At 69.7% G+C, this 19,348-nt stretch carries 18 protein-coding genes and 1 pseudogene; 8 read left to right on the forward strand and 11 right to left on the reverse strand.

Features of this window, described 5'->3' with window-relative positions:
- Nucleotides 1–173 precede the first annotated feature (173 nt).
- From ACFXC1_RS36375 to ACFXC1_RS36395, 5 genes and pseudogenes are all read left to right on the forward strand, one after another.
- Nucleotides 174–560: a hypothetical protein gene (locus tag ACFXC1_RS36375; protein WP_381251106.1), complete on the forward strand. Its 387-nt coding sequence runs from the start codon at nucleotides 174–176 to the stop codon at nucleotides 558–560.
- Nucleotides 561–624: 64 nt separating this feature from the next.
- Entirely contained in the window at nucleotides 625–1,506 is an 882-nt protein-coding gene (locus tag ACFXC1_RS36380) for a trypsin-like serine peptidase (protein WP_381251107.1), read from the forward strand.
- Nucleotides 1,503–2,441 carry a hypothetical protein gene (locus ACFXC1_RS36385; RefSeq protein WP_381251109.1) on the forward strand — a complete coding sequence of 313 codons (939 nt, stop codon included), beginning with the start codon at nucleotides 1,503–1,505 and terminating at the stop codon, nucleotides 2,439–2,441. Before ACFXC1_RS36380 ends, ACFXC1_RS36385 begins: the two co-directional genes overlap by 4 nt.
- A gap of 59 nt (nucleotides 2,442–2,500) precedes the next feature.
- A pseudogene (locus ACFXC1_RS36390) lies at nucleotides 2,501–3,087 on the forward strand (transposase family protein); the annotation flags it as partial.
- 851 nt (nucleotides 3,088–3,938) lie between these two features.
- A complete protein-coding gene (locus ACFXC1_RS36395; RefSeq protein ID WP_381251111.1) occupies nucleotides 3,939–4,499 on the forward strand; it encodes a hypothetical protein in 561 nt (186 codons plus the stop codon).
- A gap of 49 nt (nucleotides 4,500–4,548) precedes the next feature.
- On the opposite strand, the gene ACFXC1_RS36400 is transcribed toward ACFXC1_RS36395, so the two are convergent.
- The 3 genes from ACFXC1_RS36400 to ACFXC1_RS36410 all read right to left on the reverse strand — a co-directional run bounded on the left by ACFXC1_RS36400 (nucleotide 4,549) and on the right by ACFXC1_RS36410 (nucleotide 9,106).
- Complete coding sequence (locus tag ACFXC1_RS36400; RefSeq protein ID WP_381251113.1) at nucleotides 4,549–4,788, reverse strand: hypothetical protein; 240 nt, start codon at nucleotides 4,786–4,788, stop codon at nucleotides 4,549–4,551.
- Between the two features lie 834 nt (nucleotides 4,789–5,622).
- A complete protein-coding gene (locus tag ACFXC1_RS36405) occupies nucleotides 5,623–6,951 on the reverse strand; it encodes a class I SAM-dependent RNA methyltransferase (protein ID WP_019072973.1) in 1,329 nt (442 codons plus the stop codon).
- A gap of 103 nt (nucleotides 6,952–7,054) precedes the next feature.
- Nucleotides 7,055–9,106 (reverse strand): APC family permease, encoded by a 2,052-nt coding sequence (locus ACFXC1_RS36410; RefSeq protein WP_381251115.1) that lies wholly within the window; start codon nucleotides 9,104–9,106, stop codon nucleotides 7,055–7,057.
- A 381-nt stretch (nucleotides 9,107–9,487) separates the two neighbouring features.
- Here ACFXC1_RS36410 and ACFXC1_RS36415 point away from each other — a divergent pair, with 381 nt between their 5' ends.
- Together ACFXC1_RS36415 and ACFXC1_RS36420 are read left to right on the forward strand one after the other, a co-directional pair.
- Complete coding sequence (locus tag ACFXC1_RS36415; RefSeq protein WP_019072970.1) at nucleotides 9,488–10,159, forward strand: potassium channel family protein; 672 nt, start codon at nucleotides 9,488–9,490, stop codon at nucleotides 10,157–10,159.
- The gene (locus ACFXC1_RS36420) at nucleotides 10,159–10,836 is read left to right on the forward strand and encodes a potassium channel family protein (protein ID WP_019072969.1); all 678 of its coding nucleotides are present in this window, start codon (nucleotides 10,159–10,161) and stop codon (nucleotides 10,834–10,836) included. The genes ACFXC1_RS36415 and ACFXC1_RS36420 overlap by 1 nt, the downstream gene beginning before the upstream one ends.
- A gap of 194 nt (nucleotides 10,837–11,030) precedes the next feature.
- Here ACFXC1_RS36420 and ACFXC1_RS36425 read toward each other — a convergent pair whose 3' ends face one another.
- The 8 genes from ACFXC1_RS36425 to ACFXC1_RS36460 form a co-directional block, all read right to left on the reverse strand.
- Entirely contained in the window at nucleotides 11,031–11,792 is a 762-nt protein-coding gene (locus ACFXC1_RS36425; protein WP_381251117.1) for a DUF3159 domain-containing protein, read from the reverse strand.
- 3 nt (nucleotides 11,793–11,795) lie between these two features.
- Nucleotides 11,796–12,194: an OB-fold nucleic acid binding domain-containing protein gene (locus ACFXC1_RS36430; protein ID WP_019072967.1), complete on the reverse strand. Its 399-nt coding sequence runs from the start codon at nucleotides 12,192–12,194 to the stop codon at nucleotides 11,796–11,798.
- A gap of 45 nt (nucleotides 12,195–12,239) precedes the next feature.
- Nucleotides 12,240–12,923 (reverse strand): response regulator, encoded by a 684-nt coding sequence (locus ACFXC1_RS36435; protein ID WP_381251119.1) that lies wholly within the window; start codon nucleotides 12,921–12,923, stop codon nucleotides 12,240–12,242.
- Entirely contained in the window at nucleotides 12,920–15,472 is a 2,553-nt protein-coding gene (locus ACFXC1_RS36440; RefSeq protein ID WP_381251121.1) for a sensor histidine kinase, read from the reverse strand. The genes ACFXC1_RS36435 and ACFXC1_RS36440 overlap by 4 nt, the downstream gene beginning before the upstream one ends.
- A 152-nt stretch (nucleotides 15,473–15,624) precedes the next feature.
- Nucleotides 15,625–16,803 (reverse strand): alginate lyase family protein, encoded by a 1,179-nt coding sequence (locus ACFXC1_RS36445; RefSeq protein ID WP_381251123.1) that lies wholly within the window; start codon nucleotides 16,801–16,803, stop codon nucleotides 15,625–15,627.
- A gap of 157 nt (nucleotides 16,804–16,960) precedes the next feature.
- A complete protein-coding gene (locus ACFXC1_RS36450; protein WP_019072963.1) occupies nucleotides 16,961–17,713 on the reverse strand; it encodes a DUF3710 domain-containing protein in 753 nt (250 codons plus the stop codon).
- 1 nt (nucleotide 17,714) lies between these two features.
- The gene (dut, locus tag ACFXC1_RS36455) at nucleotides 17,715–18,236 is read right to left on the reverse strand and encodes a dUTP diphosphatase (protein ID WP_381251125.1); all 522 of its coding nucleotides are present in this window, start codon (nucleotides 18,234–18,236) and stop codon (nucleotides 17,715–17,717) included.
- Nucleotides 18,233–18,817 (reverse strand): PaaI family thioesterase, encoded by a 585-nt coding sequence (locus ACFXC1_RS36460; RefSeq protein ID WP_381251127.1) that lies wholly within the window; start codon nucleotides 18,815–18,817, stop codon nucleotides 18,233–18,235. Before ACFXC1_RS36460 ends, dut begins: the two co-directional genes overlap by 4 nt.
- 58 nt (nucleotides 18,818–18,875) lie before the next feature.
- On the opposite strand from ACFXC1_RS36460, the gene ACFXC1_RS36465 reads away from it, so the two are divergent.
- Nucleotides 18,876–19,340, forward strand: coding sequence for a DUF3093 domain-containing protein (locus ACFXC1_RS36465; protein ID WP_381251129.1), 465 nt, complete (start codon nucleotides 18,876–18,878; stop codon nucleotides 19,338–19,340).
- Nucleotides 19,341–19,348: the final 8 nt, after the last annotated feature.

The following is a 19,348-nucleotide window of genomic DNA, read 5'->3' on the forward strand; positions in this document are numbered from 1 at the left end:
CGCGGCCGGGCGCGCGAAAAACCGCCAGGATGCGGGGGTTTTTCTCCGCGTTTTTTAGTGGGGACGGGGGGGCGCCCCGGGGGGGGGGCGCCCCCCGCCCCCCCCCCCCCCCCGCGGGGGCCCCCCCCACGCCGCCCCCGGCTCCATCCCTCTGCGGAGCGGCGGTGAACGCCATGATCGACGATTCCGAGACCCTCGACGACCGCGTCTACGGCCGGGCCGCCGCCGATCTGGCCGCCATGAACGAGCCCGACCTCTCGGACTTCGAGCCGGGCGAGGTGGACGGGGCCATGCTGCGGGCGTTCGAGACGTCGGGCCCCCGCACTGAGTGGCTCGACGACCTGCGCAGCCGTATCGCTCGGGACAGCGACTCCCAGACCCGTCTGGAGGACGCGGATCCCAACGAATTCCCCTTCCGGGTCAAGGAGTTCGCCGCCTCCTACCACCGACTGGTCAACACGTCCGGCACCACGCAACTGCTGGTCATGGGCCCGTTCCAACCCCCCTTCCAGTTCATGACCCCGGAAGCCGACACCCAGGGAGGGACCGGTGACAGCTGACAACAACGCCCCACTGTCGGACATACAACGGCGCTGGTCGGCCGGCGGAGACGACCTGCGCGACGTGACCGCGGCACTTCGGGAACAGAACCTCGAAATCGCCAACGAAAAGGCGGAGATCGATCTCCGGCGTGCACGGCTCGCCACTCACGGTACGGAACTCGAAGCCGTCATCGGCGAAGACGACTCCGTCTGGCTCAGTTTCCTCAGCAAGGGCCTGGCAGCAGCGCGCGCCGTGGGCCGAGTCGTGGCCATGCCGGCCCGGCAGCCCATTACTCCGGAAGGCACCGGAGTGCTGATCTCCCCACGTCTGCTACTCACCAACCACCACGTCGTGCCCGACGCGGAACACGCGGCGAGTATGGGCGTTCAGCTGGGCTACGAGTACGACGACGAGGGTGGTGAACAGCAATGCACCACCGTCCCGTTGGCTCCGGAGATCCTTTTCCTCACCGTGCCGGCGTCCGTTCTGGACTTCACGGTTGTCGCGCTCCCCGAGGAATCCACGGAAGGCAACGGATACGTCCCGCTCATCGAAGAGGGCGGGAAGGTCCTGAAGGCCGAAGCGCTGAATGTCATCCACCATCCCGGGGGTGACCGAAAGCGTGTCAGCATCCGTGACAACCGGCTGGTCTCCCAGGACGAGAAATGGCTGCGCTACACGAGCGACACCCGCCACGGATCCTCCGGCGCGCCTGTGTTCAACGACCAATGGGAGATGGTCGCCCTCCACCACGGCGGCGTACCGGCAACGGACTATCAGGGCAGAAAACTTACCCGCACGGGTGAGGTGTGGACGCCGGACATGGACGAGGAATCGGCCGCCTACCTGTGGAACGAGGGGGCGCGGGTGAGCCGTATCGTCCGCCGGCTGCGCCGCGCGGCACTGCCCCCACCGCAACGGGCCCTGCTGGACGAAGTGTTGAGCAAGGGAGCGAGCACATGACCACGACGATGGTGTTCATCCACGGGCGCGGCCAGGAGTTCAAGAACCCCGACGATCTACGGCGCACCTGGCTCGCCGGCCTCACCGCCGGCCTGATCCGCGCAGGCAGACCCGGCGGCGTCCTCGACACGATCCCGCTCGCCTTTCCCTTCTACGGCAACGTTCTCTACGGCCTCACCGCCGACCTGGCCCGTGACCCCCTGGAGCTCGAATCGATGCCCGACGGCGCCGACGAGCCGGCGCCGCTCCACCCCTACCTCCCGAAGGACGTGGGCAGTCTCGAACAGCACCTCCTGTACGACATGACTCGCGCTGCGGGTGCCGGGCCGCAGGCCGGGCAGGGAGGAGGCGTCGAACTGGAAGGCATGGACCAGGTGTTGGCGGAGGCGGGCCGCAGGACACTGTCGTGGGACGTCACACGCCAGGCGCTGCTGGCGCTGGCCCGCCATACCCACGTCGACCAGGACTACGTCAGTAAGCACCTCCGCGATGTCGCCGTCTATCTGACCCGCGGCCGCGAACAGATCCTGGCCACCGTGCGGGAAGGCATTCCGGCGACCGGCTCCCTGGTCCTCGTCTCGCACAGTCTCGGCACCGTCGTGGCCTGTGACCTCCTCGAAGACGCCGGCATCCGCGAACGCACCACGCTGTGGGTGACGGCAGGCTCGCCCCTCGGTCTGGAAGCCGTCCAGAGAAACCTGCGGCGCCCGGGCCCGCATGCCATGGGCATCGACTGGCTGACGGCCTACGATCCGCAGGACATCGTCGCACTGGGACACCCCCTCCCGACCAGTTCTCATCCTCCGGGGCAGCCCGCCTGGGGCGACGTACAAAACACCGCCGTCAACAACGGCGACAAGGCACACGCCATCGACCGCTACCTCGCCCACCCAGACGTCGCCCAGCGCATCGGCACGGCCGCGACACGGTTGTGACCGCACCCAGCGCGTCCAAAGCCTGTTCGAGAAGTCCGTGCGCCGGGCAGTTCCTTTGTATGGGTGGGGTGTTGAGGGCCGAGCCGGTGTGGATCGAGGTGTTCACAGGGCTGCGGGTGGATCGGTTCGCCCGGCTGGTGCGGGCGGTGCGGGTGCTGCTGGTGGCCGCGTAACTACCGGACCAACCTGACCGTGCGGCAGTTGGCGGTGCTGTTCGACGTCTGCCCTGCCACGGTGTGCCGGATCATCCAGCAGGTGGGACCGTTCCTGGCGCTGGAGCCGGCGCCCCGCCCGTGGACGGCACGCTGATCCCGGTGCGCGACCGCAGTGTCGCCGCCTCCAGCCGCAACCACGGCTTCTCCGCGAACGTGCAGGTCGTCATCGATGCCGACACCCGTCTGGTGGTCGCCACCGCACCCCCGGTGGCGGGCAACGTCGCCGACGCGCACGCCTTTCGGGACACCGGCCTGGCCCAGGTCTGCACCGGCGCCACGGTCCTCGCCGACGGCGCCTACCAGGGCGCCGGTCCTGTCATCCCGCATCGCCGCCGCGGCAAACGGCCGCTGCTGCCCCTCCAGGAGGCGACAACGCCGAACACCGCAGGGTCCGCGCCCGCGTCGAGCACACCTTCGCCCGGATGAAGAACAACCTCGCCCTCGTCACTTGATCGACTACCGTGCAAAGGCACATCGAATTGCCCGGCGCACGGACTTCTCGAACAGGCTTTAGCCGCCTTGGCCGGACCAATGCCGAGATCGCCGCCGAACTGTACGTCGGTCTCCCAGTGCCTGGACTCCAACCCCCACACCGAGTTCGGTCACCTGCGAAGATCCGCTCAGGTTCCTCGCCGGCTGCGCGGTGCCCCGGCACCGTCCCCCAGAGCCCACCCGGCGGCCCACCCGGCGGCCCCGCCGAGCGGGCCCCGAACGGAGGTGCGCCCTCGATCCGCCGCTGAACGCCCAATCAGCCCGCACAGCAATGAAGATCCACCATTGTGAAGTTGCTGGTCACAGGGCTGGTGTGAGCCGTTGATCGTGTGCTCGTGCTGGTCGCGGGCAGTTGTCGGAGCTCAAGATCGTCCGACGTGTCGGTGCGTACGGATGTGCTCACGGCCACCGATCGTGGTCATCTAATCGGCTAAACCGGCCCGCTCCGTAGTCGAGGCGCTCCGCCGCCTTGACCAACGACGCCAGCGGGTCGTCCGCAGCGTGCCATCGACACCGGGCGCGACGGCGCCTCCACGTGCGGAGACGGGTGAGCCACCTTCGGGCCGTGGACTTCGTCAACGGGCCTGCCTCTCCGGGAAGTCGGTGCGCGTCGGCGCCCGGCAGCCGGCCGCGCCAGCAAAGCGCCATGGCGCGCCACCCCTTCCGCCACGTAGAAATATGCACCACCATGAGATCCGTGAATCCGGTCAGACCAGCGGAAATTCGCACAATCTTGCGCTCCGTCAAAGGTTCCACTCCCCCCGCACGCCGCCCCCGCAGAGGAGTGCCGTTGAGAAATCACGCCCAGCAAGCAGTGGAATGGCTTGCCGCCGCCGCGATCGACCCCCGCGCGTGCAAGCGGGAATGGCGCTCGGATACCGGCACCGCGGTGCTGGCTGCCGGCCGGTTCTGGGACGTGCTGAGCGTGCCGGAGGAGCTGGGCCTGTTCGCTCTCGACGTCCTGCTGCGCTCCCCGCGGCACCAACCCGGTCCCACCCTCGCCGACTTCACCTCCCACCGCCTGGGCTTCTTCCTGCCGCCGGATCCGCGGACGCGCTGGGTCGGCGATGGCGTTCGGTACGCCGGCCAAGGTGCTTGGATCGCCGTCCCAGCGCCTCAGCGGGCCACCGGTGCTCTGCGCTGGCTGGTGCCGCCGGACGGCAGTGGCACCCTCCATACCCCCGCCGCCGTGGAAGTGGCACTCCAGCAAGCCACCGGGATACTCGCCACCCTGCTCAACCCGGCCTCACCGCGCGGCCCCGACGCGCAAACATCAGCCACCGAGGCCCGATCCCGTACGTATTACCTGCGCCGGCTGGACCCTGCGGACACCGGCTGGCGGCCGGGCTGACGACCTGCGCCACTGAGGACTGCTCAGCCTGCGCCAGGCTGGGCGACGGTCACGCGCTCCCAGCGCGCAGTGCCGATTCCGGACTCGACGCCGTCAGGCGTCCGGTCGTGGACGGAGCGGCCAGGGTGGCCCACTGGGCGTCGTGCCGGCCAGGCACTATGCGCCCCCGCACCCACCACTCGGCCACCAGGGCAGCGTAGATCGGCGGGTTCATCTCGTGGGCGTCGGCGAGCTCGGCATCCGGCCGGTGGTGCAGGAGATACCCCGCCGTGGTGGATGTGCGGTCCATGCCGTCGCAACGCATCCAGTACGCCGGTGGTACGCCAGCGCTGACGGATGCAGCCGCATCGGGTGAATATGCCTCCCCCGATCGGGGCCGTGTACTTGTCGGACAACCACGGTGTCGGGCCACGACGGGCCACCACAGTCGAACCAGGACCGGGCATCGGGCATCGGGCATCGGGCATCGGGCATAAAGCAGTGACCAACGCGGGAACGAGGGGCGCGATCGTTGCCCGACCTGGCCGGGGTGACTCAGCCCGTCCAGACAACCGATAGCGCGGCAGCGGCGATCGTGATCGCGGCCAGTGGGAGCATCGCCATGCGCACCGCCATCGTCCGACGTCCTGCGTTCGACGGGGAGGCAGGCCCGCAGGCACTGTCCAGGGCGCGAGCGAACGTTTCCCCTCCACCGGCACCCGGCTGACCTGTGCGTCGGCCCCCGCCGTTGCGGACCAGACGGGAGTGTCTTCTCCGTCGGCTTGGAGAGTCGGCCGGGGCTCGCCTGCGAGCCGGTCGCCGAGAGCCGTAGCCGGGTGGTTTCCGAAGGCTTCTGTGTCAGTGCCCGGGCAGCGCGGCATCGTCGCGCGCAATGGCCGGGCCCGTACACGGGCGTGCTCGGCGCCGGCCACCCCTCGGTGCTCGTCGTGTACGTGTCAGCTGGGCCGAGGGCCTGCGGGCGGGTGTGGGCGGACGTCACTTCGGTCATGACCAGAACCGCGGGCCGGCGGCACAACGCGACTGACACCCCATCAGAACGGGCGTCGAATGAGCGTCGTTTCAGCGTCAGGATATCGCCCGTAACGCCCACACCACACACCACGCGCACGCACAAAACCGCAGGTCAGGACACCTTGGCAACCGGCTCCAGAATCGCCACGCACTCCACATGATGAGTCATCGGAAACAGATCGAACGCCCGCAAAGTCCGCACCCGATACCCCCCGTCCCGGAAGTACCCCAAGTCCCGAGCCAGCGCCGCCGGATCGCACGCCACATACGCGATCTTCCGCGCCCCGAGCGACGACAGGTGCTCCACCGTCTTCTTCCCGGCCCCCGAGCGAGGCGGGTCGAGGACGATCAGGTCGACCTCGCTGATCCCCGTCTTGGGGAGGACGCTCTCGACCTTGCCCTGCTCGATCCGGACCCGCTCGAACCCGGCGAGGTTGTGCCGCGCGTCCTCGACGGCCCGCTTGCCGGACTCGATGCCGAGGACCGCGCCCTTGTCGCCGAGGCGGTCGGCGAGGGCGCCGGCGAAGAGGCCGACGCCACAGTAGAGGTCGAGGGCCATGTCGCCCTTGCGCGGGAGCAGGCCCTGCATGACCGCCTTGACGAGGGTGTCCGCGGCCATCGGGTGGACCTGCCAGAAACCGCCGCTGCCGACGCGGTACGTACGGCCGTCGGCCCGCTCGCGGACGAACGCACGGCCGTGGACGCGGTGGATGCCGCCATCGTGTTCCTCGACACGCATGACGGAGACAGGGCGGTCGAGTTCGACCAGCGGAAGGCGGGCTCCCGGCCTCGGCTCCAGAATCACCATGCGGTCCTGGGAACCCGTCGCCGCGATCGCGTCGACCGACGCCATGCCGGACCAGTCGCGCTCCTCGATGCCCAGCTCGCTGACGCCCGGCGCCGCGATCATGCAGTGCTCGATGGGCTCGACCTCGTGCGAACGGTGCTTGCGCAGACCGGCGTTGCCGTCGACGTCCACCGCGTACTGGACGCGGGTGCGCCACTGCGGAACCTGCCCGGCGGGCAGCTTGTCGCCCTCGGCCGGCATCACCGTGCCGTCCCAGCCGGCCTCCTCGGGCGTGAGGCCCGCGAGCCGCTGGAGCTGTTCGGCGATGACCTCGCCCTTGAGGCGGCGCTGGGCGCCGGGCTTGGCGTGCTGCCAGTCGCAGCCACCGCAGCGGCCGGGGCCCGCGTAGGGACAGGGCGCCTCGACGCGGTCCTTGGACTCCTCCAGGATCGTCACCGCGTCGGCCCGCAGGAACCGCGCGCCCTCCTCGCCGTCGGTGACCCGCGCGATCACGCGCTCACCGGGCAGCGTGTGCCGGACGAACAGCACTTGGCCCTCGGCCGTACGGGCGATGCAGTGCCCGCCATGGGCGACGGGGCCGACCTCGACCTCGTACTCCTCCCCCACCAGCGATTTCTTCGGTTCTGCCTGCATGGCGGGGTGACTCCACAACGTCAAAGGGGGAACGGCCGGACAACAGCCCACCAGTCTACGTGGGCCCTGCCCGACCGCTCACCACAAAGCTCGCCGCGAGGGCTCAGCCCTTGGTGTCCGAGGACTCCTTGTGCCGGTCCACCGCGGGCCCCCGCCGCACCGCACCCGGCGCGCTCCACTCCTGCCGCTTCCGGGCCCGGATCTTCGCCGCCTCGGAGGACTCCAGCTGGTACGGCACCGACGTCACCATCACGCCCGGTGTGAACAGCAGCCGGCCCTTGAGGCGGAGCGCGCTCTGGTTGTGCAGCAGATGCTCGTACCAGTGGCCCACGACGTACTCGGGGATGATCACGGAGACGGCATCCCGCGGCGACTCCTTCCGCAGGCTCTTCACGTACTCGATGATCGGGCGCGTGATCTCGCGGTACGGCGAGTCCAGCACCTTCAGCGGTACGTCGATCCCGCGCCGCTCCCACTCCTCGCGCAGCGCCTTGGTCTCCGCCGGGTCGACGTTGACGCTGAGCGCCTCCAGGGTGTCCGAGCGCATCAGCTTGGCGTAGGCCAGGGCCCGCAGCGCCGGGCGGTGGATCTTGGAGATCAGGACGACCGAGTGGACGCGGGACGGCCGGAGGCTGTCGTCGCTCGGGCCTTCGGGGGCCGCGATCTCCTCGGCTACCCGGTCGTAGTGCTTACGGATCGCGGTCATCGTCGCGTAGAAGATGCACATGCCGAGCAGCGCCACCCAGGCGCCGTGCGTGAACTTCGTGACGAGGACGACGACCAGCACCAGGCCGGTGAAGAACGCGCCGAACGTGTTGATGGCCCGGGAGCGGACCATGTGACGGCGCTTCGCCGGGTCCTTCTCGGTGGCGAGGTGGCGGTTCCAGTGCCGGACCATGCCGGTCTGGCTGAGGGTGAAGGAGACGAACACGCCGACGATGTAGAGCTGGATCAGGCGGGTCGAGTCGGCGCCGTAGATCGCGATCAGCAGGGTGGCGGTGCCGGCGAGCAGCACGATGCCGTTGGAGAAGGCCAGGCGGTCGCCGCGGGTGTGCAGCTGGCGCGGGAGGTAGCGGTCCTGGGCGAGGATCGAGCCGAGGAGCGGGAAGCCGTTGTACGCCGTGTTGGCGGCCAGGAACAGGACCAGCGCGGTGGCCGCGGCGAGCACCACGAACAGGAAGCTGCCCTTGCCGAACACGGCCTCGGCGACCTGGGAGATCACCGGGTTCTGGACATAGCCGGAGCCGATGGCGACGCCGTTGTGGATCAGGTCGGTGGCCGGGTTCTCGGCCATGCGGACCTTGGTCGTCATGGCGAGGGCGATGATCCCGCAGAACATGGTGACGGCCAGCAGGCCCATCGCCGCGAGGGTGGTCGCCGCGTTCTTCGACTTGGGCTTGCGGAAGGCCGGGACGCCGTTGGAGATCGCCTCGACGCCGGTGAGGGCGGCGCAGCCGGAGGAGAAGGCGCGCAGCATCAGGAAGACGAGCGCGAAGCCCGCGAGGCCCTGGTGCTCGGCCTTGATGTGGTAGTCGGCGGTCGGCGCGCGCATGGTGTCGCCGAGGACGAGTCCGCGGAAGGCGCCCCACGCGATCATGACGAAGACGCCCGCGACGAAGACGTACGTCGGGATCGCGAACAGCGAGCCGGACTCCTTCACTCCGCGCAGGTTCATCAGCGTGAGGAGGACCACGACGGCGACCGCGCAGCTCACCTTGTGCTCGACCACGAACGGGATCGCGGAGCCGAGGTTCTCGATGCCGGAGGCGATCGAGACGGCGACGGTGAGGACGTAGTCGACGAGCAGGGCGCTGGCGACGGTGAGGCCGGCCTTGGGGCCGAGGTTGGTGGTGGCCACCTCGTAGTCGCCGCCACCGCTGGGGTAGGCGTGGACGTTCTGCCGGTAGGAGGCGACCACCGTGAACATCAGCACCACGACCGCGAGCGCGATCCAGGGGCTGAAGTGGTAGGCCGACACGCCCGCGATGGAGAGGACCAGCAGCACCTCGCCGGGCGCGTAGGCCACGGAGGACAGCGGGTCGGAAGCGAAGACGGGGAGTGCGATGCGCTTCGGCAGGAGCGTTTCGCCCAACCGGTCGCTGCGCAGTGCGCGCCCGATGAGGATGCGCTTGGGCACGTCGGTCAGTTTGGACACAACAGAGGATCGTAGGCCTTCGAACAGGCGATCCTCTACTCGCCACCTGCCTGAGCCATGTCATCTGCCTCTCATCTGCCTCACGGGTGAAATCGGTGACGAGTGGAGTTGCGGATTCCGTCGGGAGTGACGACTCCGTGTCTATATGACAAAACCCCGCTCCCGCCCGCCTCCTGGAGGTTCCATGCCCTCGACCGCAGAGCTGATCGGCGCCCTCGCCGCCCTGGCCGGCCTCGGAATCCTCACCCTGGCCAGTGTGCGCAGCATCGGGCGCCGCTGACGCACAGGGGTGCCCCGGAAGGGCCGGACGTGTGTACTTTGGCCTCGGTCTGAGACCCTGATGGGGCTGAGCATTGATTTCAGGACACCGGAAGGACGGTCGTGCACATCGTCATCATGGGCTGCGGCAGAGTGGGTTCCGCTCTCGCCCAGACCCTGGAGCAACAGGGGCACACGGTCGCCGTGATCGACCAGGACCCCACCGCCTTCCGCCGGCTGGGCCCGGGATTCGGCGGCCGCCGGGTCACCGGGGTCGGCTTCGACCAGGACACGCTGCGCGAAGCGGGCATCGAGGAGGCGGGCGCGTTCGCGGCCGTCTCCAGCGGTGACAACTCGAACATCATCTCCGCGCGGGTGGCCCGCGAGATGTTCGGCGTGGAGAACGTCGCGGCCCGTATCTACGACCCCCGCCGTGCCGAGGTCTACCAGCGCCTGGGCATCCCCACCGTCGCCACGGTCCGCTGGACCGCCGACCAGATGCTGCGCCGGCTGCTGCCCTCGGGCGCGGAGCCGCTGTGGCGGGACCCCACCGGTGGTGTACAGCTCGCCGAGGTACACGCCTCGGCGACCTGGGTGGGCCACAAGATCAGCAAGTTGCAGGAGGAGACGGGCGTCCGCGTGGCGTTCCTCACCCGTCTCGGCGAGGCGATGCTGCCCTCTTCGCAGACCGTGTTGCAGGAGGGCGACCTCGTGCACGTGATGATGCGTACGGACGAGGTCGACAAGGTCGAGGCGGCGTTCGCCAAGGGTCCCGAAGAGGAGGGCGGTCACTGATGAGGGTCGCCATTGCCGGAGCCGGCGCGGTCGGACGTTCGATCGCCGGTGAGCTGCTGGAGAACGGTCACGAGATCCTTCTCATCGACAAGGCCCCGACCGCGATCTCGGTCGAGCGGGTCCCCCAGGCGGAGTGGCTGCTGGCCGACGCCTGCGAGATCACGTCCCTGGACGAGGCGGCGCTCCAGCGCTGCAACGTCGTGATCGCCGCGACCGGCGACGACAAGGTCAACCTCGTCGTCTCCCTCCTCGCGAAGACGGAGTACGGCGTCCCGCGCGTCGTCGCCCGCGTCAACAACCCCAAGAACGAATGGCTCTTCAACGAGTCCTGGGGCGTCGACGTGGCCGTCTCCACCCCGCGCCTGATGTCGGCCCTGGTCGAGGAAGCGGTCTCGGTCGGCGACCTGGTCCGCCTCCTCCGCTTCAGCCACGGCGACGCGAACCTCGTGGAGCTGACGCTGCCCGAGGAGTCGGCCCTGGCCGGCACCCAGGTCGGCGACGTGGAGTGGCCCGAGGACACCTCCCTGGTCACGATCATCCGCGGCACCCGCGTGCTGACCCCGTCCCGCGAGGACTCCTTGGAGGCGGGCGACGAGCTGCTGTTCGTCGCGGCTCAGGCGCGTGAGGAGCAGCTGGAGGACTTGCTGTCGGTGCGCCGGGAGGACGCGGCGACTTAGTCCGGTGCGTTACGACGATGAGGGCGCCCTGAGATCTCAGGGCGCCCCGCTCGGGGGGGGGGGGAAGATGTGGCGCCCCCGGGTAGGGGCGCGGGCGGGGGGGCGGGGGCCGCGCGCGCTCTCTTGGGGGGTGTAGAGAGCCGTCGCGGGGGCCGCACTCCTCACCGCGCTCCACTATTTCTAAATCCCGGAAACTATGCGTCCCGCCGGTGACGGCCCTCCGCCGTGGGAGCGGCCGCCGCCTTGCGCTCCTTCTCGGCCTGTTCCTCGGCTTCCATCTCCGCGAACACGTCGATCGGCGCGGGCGCCTTCGCGAGGAAGACCCACGTCAGCCAGACCGCGAGGAGGAAGGGCGGGATCTTCAACGCGACCAGGACCCAGCCGAGTTGGGCGGTGTTGGCCCACCAGTAGAGCGGGAAGAGGATCGCGCACTTGGCGAGGAGGATCAGGCCCCACGCCCAACTGGCCTTGGCGTAGGCCTTCTTGCGGCCGGGGTTGCGGGTCCGCCAGGAGAGGTTCTCCTTGAAGACCGGGCCGAGGATCAGGCCGATCAGCGGGACGCCGGCGAGGGTCGTGATGATGTACGCCAGCGCCAGGCCCAGCGTGTAGAGCATGCCGGGGAGGTAGAAGTTCTTGGCGTTGCCGGTCATCATCGCGAAGACGACACCGAAGGCGACGCCGAAGACACCGCTGAAGGCGTGCTTGACGGTGTCGCGCTTCACCAGGCGGACCACGACCAGCACCAGGGACACGGCGAGGGCGGCGATCGCCGACCAGTGCAGGTCCTTGTTGATCGTGAAGATGGTGACGAAGAGGAGGCCGGGCAGGACCGTTTCGATCATGCCGCGCAGCCCGCCGAACGCCTCGAAGAGGGCCGCCTCGGTCACCGCCCGGACATCCTGCTCGCTGTCTTCGGCGTCCACGGTCTCTGTGGTCGGCTTGTCGAGCGACGTCACCGGCTACTCCCGTCCGAGGGGTCTCAGTTCGTATTTCGGGTTGAAGAGCACCCGGCGGCCTCTGCTCATGGAGATCCGGCCGGACGCGATCAGCTTGCGCCCCGGTTCTATGCCCACGATGGAACGCCTGCCGAGCCACACCACGTCCAGGGCGGCCGAGCCGTCGAACAGCTCTGCCTCCAGGGCGGGGACTCCCGCCCGGGGGCGCAGCGTGACCGTGCGCAAGGTACCAGTAACCGTCACGATCTGTCGGTCGTGGCAGTCGCCGATCCTGACACAGCCCTCGGTCTCGGAGTCCTCACGCAGCTCCTCGGACTCCAGGTCCTCCTGCGAGGAGGACAGCCGGTCGAGCATGCGCCGGAACCGGCCGGCCGGCTTTTCGGAACGGGAGACAGCGCTCATATCTGAAGCGTACCGGGGTCCACCGACAGCAACGTACCCGCGTCGTCAGCGCTCGAACCGGTAGCCCATCCCGGGCTCCGTGATGAAGTGCTTCGGATGCGCGGGGTCCGTCTCCAGCTTGCGCCGCAGCTGTGCCATGTAGACGCGGAGGTAGTTCGTCTCGGTCCCGTAGGACGGCCCCCACACCTCCTGCAGCAGCTGCTTCTGGCTGACCAGCCGCCCGGTGTTGCGCACCAGCACCTCCAGCAGATGCCACTCCGTGGGGGTCAGCCGTACGTCCCGTCCGTCCCGCTGGACCTTCTTGGCGGCCAGGTCGACGGTGAACTCGTCGGTCTCGACCAGGACGTCGTCCTCGCCGCCGCCGGTGGGCTCGGCCCGGCGCACGGCGGCCCGCAGCCGGGCCAGCAGCTCGTCCATCCCGAAGGGCTTGGTGACGTAGTCGTCGGCGCCCGCGTCCAGCGCCTCCACCTTCTCGTCCGAGGAGTGCCGGGCGGACAGCACCAGGATCGGCACCCGGGTCCAGCCGCGCAGCCCCCTGATCACCTCGACGCCGTCCATGTCGGGCAGCCCCAGGTCGAGGACGACCACGTCGGGGTGGCGGGAGGCGGCGAGGTCGAGCGCGGTCTTCCCGTCGGCCGCCGCGTCGACCTCGTACTTCCGTGCCTTGAGGTTGATCACGAGGGCCCGCACGATCTGCGGCTCGTCCTCGACCACGAGGACCCTGGTCATGAGACCTGCCTTTCCGGTTGTACGTCTTTCATATAACGCACGTCTTCTACGACGCCTTTCGCCGCGCGGAGCGTGAGGACCATGGTGAGGCCGCCGCCGGGCGTGTCCTCGGCGTTCAGGGTGCCGTTCATGGCCTCGGTGAAGCCACGCGCCACGGCGAGGCCGAGTCCCACTCCGGCACCGCGCGGGGCGTCGCCGTAGCGCTGGAAGGGCTCGAAAATGCGGTCCTTGGCCTCGTCCGGGACTCCTGGGCCACGGTCGACCACCCGGACCTCCACCCGGTCGGCGATGGCACTGGCGGACACCAGCACGGGTCGGTCCGGCGGGCTGTACTTGACCGCGTTCTCGACGAGATTGGCCACCGCCCGCTCCAGCAGCCCCGGGTCCACGGCGACCATGGGCAGCGTCTCCGGGATGTCGAGTTCCGCGCTGCCCTCGGGGACCCCGACCAGCGCCATGGGCACCACCTCGTCGAGGTCGATCTCCCGGACGATCGGGGTCACCGTGCCGGTCTGGAGGCGGGACATGTCGAGGAGGTTGCCCACGAGGTGGTCGAGCCGGTCGGCGCCGGCCTCGATGCCCTCCAGCAGCTCGGCCCGGTCCTCCTCGGACCAGGCCACGTCGTCGGAGCGCAGACTCGACACGGCCGCCTTGATACCGGCCAGCGGGGTCCGCAGATCGTGGCTCACGGCCGCCAGGAGGGCCGTACGGATGCGGTTGCCCTCGGCGAGCGCGCGGGCCTGGTCGGCCTCCTCGCGGAGGCGTCTGCGGTCCAGTACGACGGCGGCCTGTGCGGCGAAGGCGGCCAGCACCCGGCGGTCGGAGGCGGGCAGCACGCGGCCGGTCAGCGCGAGGGCCATGTGGTCGCCGACCGGCATGTCCACATCGCCGTCCTCGGGCCGCTCCAGCGGCACCCCGACGCCGACCCGGCCCGCGCAGGTCCAGGGCTCGACGTCGCTCTTGCGTTCCAGCAGCGCCACGGACTCCATGCCGAAGGTCTCCCGGACCCGCTCCAGGAGTGCCTCGAGGCTGGTCTCGCCACGCAGCACGCTGCCCGCGAGGAAGGACAGGATCTCCGACTCGGCGCGCAGTCTGGCCGCCTGCTGGGTGCGTCTCGCGGCGAGGTCGACGACGGAGGCCACGGACACGGCGACGCCGACGAAGATCGCGATGGCGACGATGTTCTTGGGGTCGGCGATGGTCAGCCGGTGCAGCGGGGGCGTGTAGTAGTAGTTCAGCAGGAACGACCCGAGGGCCGCCGAGACCAGCGCCGGCAGCAGCCCGCCGAGCAGCGCCGCCGCGACGGTCAGGGACAGGAACAGCAGCATGTCGTTGGCGAGCCCGAGATGGATCGCGTTCAGCAGGAGCGCGAGGCCCACCGGCCCGACCACGCCGACCACCCACCCCGAGACGATCCGGGCGCGCCCGAGCCGCGCGCCCCGGGCCACCGGCAGTCCGCGCCCCTTGGCGACCTCTCCGTGGGTGACGATGTGGACGTCCAGGTCGGGACCGGACTCGCGGGCGACCGTGGTGCCGACGCCGGGCCCGAAGACGTACTGCCAGGTCTTGCGGCGCGAGGAGCCGAGGACGATCTGGGTTGCGTTGACCCCGCGCGCGAAGTCGAGCAGCGCGGCCGGGATGTCGTCGCCCACTACGTGGTGGAAGGTGCCGCCTAGGTCCTCGATCAGGGTGCGCTGCTGGGCCAGTTCCTTCGGGGAGGCGGAGGTCAGGCCGTCGCTGCGGGAGATGTAGACGGCCAGCACCTCGCCGCCGGCGCCCTTCTCGGCGAGCCGCGCGGCCCGCCGTATCAGCGTCCGCCCTTCCGGCCCGCCGGTCAGCCCTACGACGATCCGCTCGCGCGAACCCCAGATCGCCGACACCTGGTGCTCGCTGCGGTACTCCTGGAGGTACTCGTCGACCCGGTCGGCCACCCACAGGAGGGCCAGCTCGCGCAGGGCGGTGAGGTTGCCGGGGCGGAAGTAGTTGGAGAGGGCCGCGTCGACCTTGTCGGGCTGGTAGATGTTGCCGTGCGCCATGCGGCGTCGCAGCGCCTGTGGCGACATGTCGACGAGCTCGATCTGGTCGGCCCGGCGGACGACCTCGTCCGGCACGGTCTCCTGCTGGCGCACCCCGGTGATCGACTCGACGACGTCGCCGAGGGACTCCAGGTGCTGGATGTTGACGGTCGACACGACGTCGATGCCGGCGGAGAGGAGCTCCTCGATGTCCTGCCAGCGCTTGGTGTTGCGGGAGCCGGGGATGTTGGTGTGGGCGAGTTCGTCCACCAGGGCGACGGCGGGGGCCCGGCGCAGTACGGCGTCGACGTCCATCTCCGTGAAGACGGTGCCCCGGTAGGACAGCTCCGCGCGCGGGACCTGCTCCAGGCCGTGCAGCATCACCTCGGTGCGGGCCCGGCCATGGTGCTCCACGAAGGCGACCACGCAGTCGGTGCCCCGCTCCACCCTGCGGTGGGCCTCGGACAGCATGGCGTACGTCTTGCCGACGCCCGGTGCCGCACCGAGGTAGATCCGAAGCTTGCCGCGTCCCATGGCCTCATTGTCTTCCCGTCACACCTGTGTACGCAGCGTCGACTTTACGGCCAATAAGTCCGACAAAAGGGGTGGCGGGCCTGCTTCTGAACGTCTTTGACACAACCCTGATGCCCGTACGGCACGGTACGGGCATCAGGGCGCGGCGGTGCTCAGTCGGGGTTGTCGCCGTGGGTGAGGGTCTCCCAGGCGACGAAGAGGTTGTTGGTGCCGGCCGGACGGTTGTTGAGGGTGAGCGTCCGGGTGTTGCTCATGGCGATGCCCAGGCGGTTGTGGAGGGCGTTGTAGCCGACCTCGGTGACCGGTCCGAGCCCGAGGGTCAGCGACCCGCCGCACAGCCAGCTCGGGACGGCCTCCCCCAGCTGGTACTTGGACTGGAAGCCGAGCGCCTGCCGCAGCCGCTCGCCGACGTCGGTGCCGTAGAGGTCGGTGCCCTGGATCCGGCTGGTCTCGGCGACGTGCGAGATCGAGGAGAGGCCGTACCCGGTGTGCGTGAAGTCGCGGCACGTCTCCTGGGTGAGCCCGGTGACGAAGGTCGACTGGCCCTGCCAGTAGGAGACGATCTTCGCGGTCGTGTTGAGGTTCTGGCTCGGCACGGTCTTCGGCACGCCGCCGTCCGAGGCGAGGTAGATGTACGCGGCCGTGCGCGTCCGGAAGAGTGCCATCGCCTTGTCGTACGACGTCCTGTCCTCGAGGAAGACGGAGATGCCGATCGCCGCGTCCATCATCGTCAGCTCCCAGTTCCCGTTGGAATTGGAGCCGTTGATGATCTCGGGCAGGTAGACGTTGCGGAGCATGGTCGCGAAGCGGGCCGAGTTGGTCCAGGTCCCGGTGTACGTGTACTTGATGATCTCGGCGGCCTTGGGCCAGGAGGCGCCGGCCCAGCCGGTCTGCAGGGGCGCGTTGCTGTTGGTGTGGCTGGTGATCGTGGCCGACCAGGCGTCCATGATCTCGATGGCCTTCTGGGCGTAGCGCGTGTCCTTGGTGATGTACCAGGCGAGCGCGTCGGTGTAGGCCGCTATCGCGTCCTCGCGTTCGTCGGTGCAGCCGTAGTCGGGGTTGGAGTACGAGCCGCACTCGACGACGGCTCTGGGCTTGGGGGTCCGGCTCAGACTGGCGTAGGAGCCGGCCATCATCCGGTCGTAGGCGCCCTTCCAGGGCTGGGCGCCGGCGAGGACCTCGGTGCGGGCGAAGTCCAGCTGGCTTCTGGAGACGTCCACTCCGGGGTGGACGAAGGTGGCGGGGGCCGCTTCGGCGGTGGGGCCGCCGGGCTGGGCGAAGAAGCCCAGGACGAGTGCGGTGACGACGGAGAGCAGGGCAGCGCGGCGCACGGTGACTCCGTTCTCATATGTGAACACAGAGCACCCTGATGAACTTGGGCGTTGAGCCGAGACCGTAGGTACAGACCAATAGGCCGTCAAGAGTGCGCGCACGCCAAAGGGCCGCACCCCCGGAGGGGTACGGCCCTTTCGTGGCTGTCTGTTCCCGCTAGCGGACCTCGGTGATCTCCGGTCCGCGCTGCAACTGGCCCATGCCGCCGGAGAAGCGGGAACCCGCCTCCTCCTGCTGGACGCCCTCGGGAACCATCTGGGCGTCGTTCGGCAGCTTCAGGACGATCGGGTCGCGGGGCGCCATCGGGCCCTCGCCGCGAACGACGACCGTGTCCCGGAAGATCTGCTCCAGCAGACCGGCCGCCTGCGGCTGCACCGCGCCCTGCCCGGAGATCACCCCGCGCAGGAACCAGCGCGAACCGTCCACACCGACGAACCGCACCACCTGGAAACCGCCCGTGCCGTCCGGCAGCTGCACCGGAACCTGCGCGCGCAGCTCCCAGCCCAGCGGCCCCTCGACCTCGTCGACGATGCCGCCCTGCTGGGTGATGCCGCTGGCGATCTCCTCGCGGACCTCACCCCAGATGCCCTCGCGCTTGGGAGCGGCGAAGGCCTGCAACTGGATGGCGCTGTCCTTGAGGACCACGGTGGCGGCGACGATCGCGTCACCCGCGACCTCGACCCGCAACTCCATGCCGTCGACTCCCGGCACGAACAGACCGCCCAGGTCCACCCGGCCCTCGGCGGGGTCGCCGACCTCCGAGTCGTCCCAGGGTCCGTCGGGGCGGGGCTCCGGTTCGAGCCTCACGCGCTCCACCGCGTCCGCCTCAGTGTCGACGTCGTCGACGACCTGCTCGGCCTCGCTCGCCGCGTCCTCGGCGGCAGTGCCCTTCTTGCGACGTCCGAACACGTCACTGTCCTTCCCGGTCGGATACGACCGAAGCGTATCGATTCCCACCCGTGGTGCCGCCCACGGCGGCGTGACCGCCGGTGGACCCGAAGCCCCCCTCGGCCCGCGCCGAATCGGGAAGTTCCGCGACCTCCTGGAAGCGGACCCTCTCGACCTGCTGGACGACCAGCTGGGCGATCCGGTCGAAGCGCTCGAACCGTACCGACTCGTACGGGTCGAGATTCACCACGATCACCTTGATCTCCCCACGGTACCCGGCATCAACCGTCCCCGGGGCATTCACTAGGGCGACACCGCAGCGGGCGGCGAGCCCCGAACGGGGGTGCACGAAGGCCGCGTACCCCTCGGGGAGGGCGACAGACACCCCCGTGGGCAGTACGGCCCGTTCACCCGGCTTCAGTTCCCGGCTCTCGGTGGTCCGCAGATCCGCGCCCGCGTCACCGGGATGCCCGTACGACGGAAGCGGTACGTCGGGGTCGACGCGCCGGATCAGTACGTCCAGGGGACTACGGCCACTGCTCACGGGTTCACCTCGAAGGCACGGGTACGCCGGACCTGGTCCGGGTCGTCCATGGCGGCCCGGATCTCCTGCGGGCGGCCGTTTTCGATGAAGTGGTCGACCTTCACCTCGATGAAGAGGGCGTCGGCGCGCACCGCGACCGGCCCGTCGGGAGCGCCGATGCGTCCGGTGGCGGTCGAGTAGATCTTCCGGCCGGCCACGGCCGTCACCTCGGCCTCCAGGTACAGCACGGTGTCCACGGGCACGGGCCGCACGAAGTCGGTCTCCAGGCGGCCGGTCACCGCGATCGTCCGCAGCAGCCAGTTCAGCGAGCCGAGGGTCTCGTCCAGCGCACTGGCGAGCACTCCGCCGTGCGCGAGGCCCGGGGCTCCCTGGTGGGCGGCCCGCACGGTGAACTCGGCGGTGATGGTCACGCCCTCGCCGGCCCGCGCCGCCAGATGCAGCCCGTGCGGCTGGTCGCCGCCACACCCGAAACACTGTTCGTAGTGGGCACCCAGCAACTCACCGGGCGCGGGCGCGTCAGGGTGCCGCACCGGTTTCACGGCGTCGGACGGAGGCTTGAGAGCTGGAGAAGTACCACCCACAGCCGCAGACCTTACCCGCGCGTCGGCACCTTCCGGACACCGTGCCAAGCTTGGCTTCATGCAGCTTTCCGCCTCCCCCTACGACGAGCGCCTCACCGCCCCCCGTTCGTGGTGGTTCATCTCGTTCCTGGTGGGCGTCTCCTTCGCCCTGATCCTGCTGCCCTTCGGCACCCTGCCGCTGCTCGGCGGCCTGGTCGGCGGCACAGCGTTCGCCGCGGTCACGGCCAGCTCCTACGGCTCGCTCCGCATCCGGATCGTGGGCGACTCGCTGATCGCCGGCGAGGCGAAGATCCCGGTGACGGCCCTGGGCGAGGCGGAGGTCCTGGACGCAGAGGAGGCGCGCGCCTGGCGCACCCACAAGGCCGACACCCGCGCCTTCCTGCTGCTGCGCTCCTACATCCCCACGGCCCTGCGCGTGGAGGTCACCGACCCGGCCGACCCGACGCCGTACCTGTACCTGTCGACGCGCGAGCCGGAGCGGCTTGCGGAGGCCCTGAAGGCGGCACAGGCGGCGGCCGTCTAAGACGGGCC

Source organism: Streptomyces hokutonensis (assembly GCF_042751305.1).
In the GTDB taxonomy this organism is placed as follows: domain Bacteria; phylum Actinomycetota; class Actinomycetes; order Streptomycetales; family Streptomycetaceae; genus Streptomyces; species Streptomyces hokutonensis_A.

Coding starts and splice junctions, on each gene's coding strand:
- ACFXC1_RS36440 (WP_381251121.1), bottom strand. CDS start 15,472: ATGGGACGCGGCAAGCTTCGGATCTACCTCGGTGCGGCACCGGGCGTC.
- ACFXC1_RS36435 (WP_381251119.1), bottom strand. CDS start 12,923: ATGACCAGGGTCCTCGTGGTCGAGGACGAGCCGCAGATCGTGCGGGCC.
- ACFXC1_RS36400 (WP_381251113.1), bottom strand. CDS start 4,788: ATGGACCGCACATCCACCACGGCGGGGTATCTCCTGCACCACCGGCCG.
- ACFXC1_RS36420 (WP_019072969.1), top strand. CDS start 10,159: ATGAGGGTCGCCATTGCCGGAGCCGGCGCGGTCGGACGTTCGATCGCC.
- ACFXC1_RS36465 (WP_381251129.1), top strand. CDS start 18,876: ATGCAGCTTTCCGCCTCCCCCTACGACGAGCGCCTCACCGCCCCCCGT.
- ACFXC1_RS36405 (WP_019072973.1), bottom strand. CDS start 6,951: ATGCAGGCAGAACCGAAGAAATCGCTGGTGGGGGAGGAGTACGAGGTC.
- ACFXC1_RS36430 (WP_019072967.1), bottom strand. CDS start 12,194: ATGAGCGCTGTCTCCCGTTCCGAAAAGCCGGCCGGCCGGTTCCGGCGC.
- ACFXC1_RS36385 (WP_381251109.1), top strand. CDS start 1,503: ATGACCACGACGATGGTGTTCATCCACGGGCGCGGCCAGGAGTTCAAG.
- ACFXC1_RS36375 (WP_381251106.1), top strand. CDS start 174: ATGATCGACGATTCCGAGACCCTCGACGACCGCGTCTACGGCCGGGCC.